Source organism: Allocoleopsis sp., from assembly GCF_036703385.1.
Lineage (GTDB): Bacteria > Cyanobacteriota > Cyanobacteriia > Cyanobacteriales > Coleofasciculaceae > Allocoleopsis.
On record NZ_DATNPA010000245.1, the window covers coordinates 1 to 3,594 of the forward strand.

General features: G+C 41.4%; 3 protein-coding genes. 2 read left to right on the top strand and 1 reads right to left on the bottom strand.

Annotation, left to right across the window (positions count from 1 at the left end):
- Both V6C93_RS11870 and V6C93_RS11875 read left to right on the top strand, forming a co-directional pair.
- Window positions 1-1,044: CHAT domain-containing protein (locus V6C93_RS11870; RefSeq protein ID WP_333476867.1), on the top strand; the 1,044-nt coding region annotated here is incomplete at its 5' end.
- Between the two features lie 144 nt (window positions 1,045-1,188).
- Window positions 1,189-2,127, top strand: coding sequence for a serine protease (locus tag V6C93_RS11875; RefSeq protein ID WP_333476868.1), 939 nt, complete (start codon window positions 1,189-1,191; stop codon window positions 2,125-2,127).
- Window positions 2,128-2,195: 68 nt separating this feature from the next.
- On the opposite strand, the gene V6C93_RS11880 is transcribed toward V6C93_RS11875, so the two are convergent.
- The coding region (locus V6C93_RS11880; protein WP_333476869.1) for a hypothetical protein at window positions 2,196-3,594 on the bottom strand (1,399 nt) is incomplete at its 5' end.

Sequence of the window (3,594 nt, forward strand, 5' to 3'; positions counted from 1 at the left end):
CTGGAATTAGTATTAGTCACCCCTTACGCTCCCCCCATTCGCCGCACCGTTGCCGTCAAGAAGTCAGAACTCAACCAAACCATTGTAGACTTCCGTACTGCATTAAAAAATCCTAGCTTTGATGCCAAAACCCCAGCCCAAAAACTCTACAACTGGCTAATTAAACCCCTAGAAAATGACCTCACTCAAGCCAAAGCCAAAACCATCATCTACGCTCCAGACGGACAACTGCGATATATTCCCCTCGCAGCCCTCTATGACGGCAACCAATGGTTAGTACAACGCTTTGGCATTAACAACATCACTGCCCTCAGCCTTACAGACTTCAACACCAAACCTCAACCTAAATTACAAGTCTTAGCCGCTGCCTTCACCTCCGGTAGTTATAACGTCCAAGTCGGGAATGAAACCTTCAGTTTCTCTGGGCTAAAGTATGCCGGAGTTGAGGTAGAAAATCTCGCCAAAACCGTCTCCAGCACAACAAAAGTTCTAGATAAACAATTCAACCAAGGTACAATTCTTCAAATGAATGACTACTCGGTTGTGCATTTAGCGACTCATGCCGCCTTCGTTACCGGACAACCAGAGCAATCCTTTATTCTATTTGGTGATGGTAGCCGCGCCAATCTCCGAGATGTAGGAAGCTGGCGTTTACCGAATGTGGATTTGATGGTACTTTCCGCTTGCGAAACTGGTTTAGGCGATAAGTTGGGAGATGGGAAAGAAGTTCTTGGCTTTGGTTACCAAATGCAACAAACTGGAGCAAGAGCTGCAATTGCTTCTTTATGGACAGTTGATGACGGCGGAACCCAAGCCTTGATGGATGCCTTCTATGCCGCGCTGGAAAATGGCAACACGACAAAAGCCGAAGCCTTGCGGCAAGCTCAAGTGGCACTGATTACTGGCGATTACAAAGTCTTGGGCGAACAGCGAGGATTGGGTGTGCAGAAACGCATTAGTAGTAGTCTACCGCCAAAAGTGAGTAGCAGCCTCAGCCATCCCTACTACTGGGCACCGTTTATTCTGATTGGTAATGGGTTGTGAGTTTGCCAATGAGCGTATCTTGCCAGCTTGTAGGTGAATTACTGCGTGAAGTGAGTTGTCATTTGGATGATGTAAAGGCTATGCCTGAGGTTGGTCTTTAATATTATCAACCAAGACGGACGGAGTACCTGTCGTATGCAAAAAATGGGGTTAAGAAACACACTATTTGCCACCCTAGGTTTAGGATTAGCCCTAGGAGCGAACGTAGCACAAGCGGTGATTTTTGACCGAAATGGCAATAAGTTGCCCGATGCTGAGGTTAACTCTTCAAAGGTAAATTGGGAAATTTTATCCGTTGAAAAAGGCAGAAATTATAACGGTATTGGTTTGCTTGAGCAAAGCTCTTATGGAATTTGCACAGCATTTTTTGTCGATACTCAGGGAAGCGAGCAAGCACCTGCTTATGCCGTCACCAATGGTCATTGCTATGATGGTTCTACCTTTCCCAGTCCCCAAGAAATCTTGATTAATCAGCCTTCTAATCTAATTTTTAAGTTGAATTACTTTCAAGATGGAATCAAACGAGTTCGTCCGGTTCGGGTTCAACGAATTGTTTACGCAACGATGAAAGGGACTGATATCACTGTGTTGGAACTGGATACTTCTTTTAAGCAATTAGTGAAAGAGGGATTTACTCCGTTGAAAATTGAGCAAGTTCCTGCTCCTGTAGGAGAGCCTGTCGAGATTCTTGGGATTCCGCTGAGTGGTATGGAACCGTCTCAGAGTTTCCTGCACCGTGCGGTTTGCGAAGTTGGACAGTCTGTCAATCTTCGAGAGGATGTTTATCAGTGGGAGAAATCGATTCGCAATCGTTGTAGTCTGGTAGGGGGAATGTCAGGCTCTCCTGTTGTGTCTCTCCGCAGTAATCGCGTGGTTGCGATCGCTAACACAGGAGTCGATGATGATGCTCTCTCACAACCCCAGTGCAGTCTGAATCGTCCTTGCGAAGTTTCCAGGGATGGCAAGGTTACTACCTTGGCTCATGAAAATTATGCGCAAAGGGTCAGCGATATCCCGTCCTGCTTTGATCAGAAGGGAGTTTTTAATTTGAATCTTCCGTCTTGTCGGTTAGAGAAGCCTTAATAACTAAAAATTTGGAATAGGAATTTTGATTTTCCATTCCCAAATTTAAGAATCAGAAAACTAGGGATTTATGAGCGCGTATATACAGTCCATCCTGGCAGTTCATCAACTGTGACTTGTTTAGAAAACTCAGGCAAATATCGCAGAGTATCTTCAATTACCAATTTTTCAGTAAAAGCCACATATTTAATATGAGGAGGAATGTAAGCCCTAAAATTTTGATTGCTTAAGTTAAATCCTGCAATCTTCATATCATATAATCCGTAGGCTATATGATAAAGCTTGCCCTCTGCCATTAGACTCGATAAAGGATTCCAGGGAAAATAAGCTTCTCCAGGATGTTTTTTGGCAAATTCGTAGGCTACTTGTTGTGGATTATTGGCTAGTTTAGGTAATCTTGCAAAAATAGAAGTTAGTTCAGGAATTTGCACAGAGCTTAGAGCTATAATCATTATAAATACTATCAGTTTCACCGCTTTTTGGGTCAGTTGTTTATAACGAACTGTAGAATCAGAAACCGTCTTGATTAGAACCAGATTAGTAGCTGTAATTAGAAAATAAAGTGTAAAAGCATAATTGTTTACATTTCCACCTATTTTGACTAGGGCTAATAACAGAGTAGGCACCATAAAGAGGGCAATCATGACAAGCATTACCCAAGGATTGTCTCTAAACCAAATTTGGATTTTTTGGGGTTCTTTGTTTGAAGAGAAATAAAGTTGATAACAGATAAATAATATAATTATTATGAGAAATCCTATAGAGTAATTTATAAGGTTCTGAGTTAATTCAATCAAAGATAATAAACCCTTCAGACTCCATGCAGGGACTAACCCTGTATCCAAACCTATCCAGGGTTGGTGGCTTGGGATGATGAGCATGTTAAAAATTAGCGCTTGAGAGTCAGAAAAAACCAAAATAAGTGATGATATAACTAAACCCGAAACACCAATACATAAAAGGTAACGGATAAAGCAATTGATTCCATTAGCTAATAAAATATAAGTTGGCAGAGCAAATAATATAGGAATGGTAGTCTGTTTAGTCCAGACCGCCAGTACAGAAAAAGTAGCTGACAATAGAAGAGAAACAATACTATTGTTACGCTTTCGATAGTAAAGAATTGCACAAGCAATTGCACAGAATCCTAGTGCCGGAGCATCCGAGTGGATCATAAAAGCACAGGAACTCAGAGGAGAAAGATAAGTTGTTAATACACAAAAAAGAATAAAGATATAGCAAGCAAATCTTAAATTATTAATCTTGCTAGGATGTAAATGCTCACCTATATGTAACCAAAATACAGGCAAAAAGTAAAACAAAACAGTGAGTAATTCACCTATCAGAATGGCAATAGTCGGTGACTTAGCTAGAGCAGCTGGTAAATAGGATAAGTAGTGTACTGGACCGTACATTGTGTTAAGTACAGGTCCACTATCCATCCCATAATATATGTGATATCCGTAA

Bases quoted from the DNA above. Each gene is read 5' to 3' on its own strand.
- V6C93_RS11875 (WP_333476868.1), top strand. From the start codon at position 1,189: ATGGGGTTAAGAAACACACTATTTGCCACCCTAGGTTTAGGATTAGCC.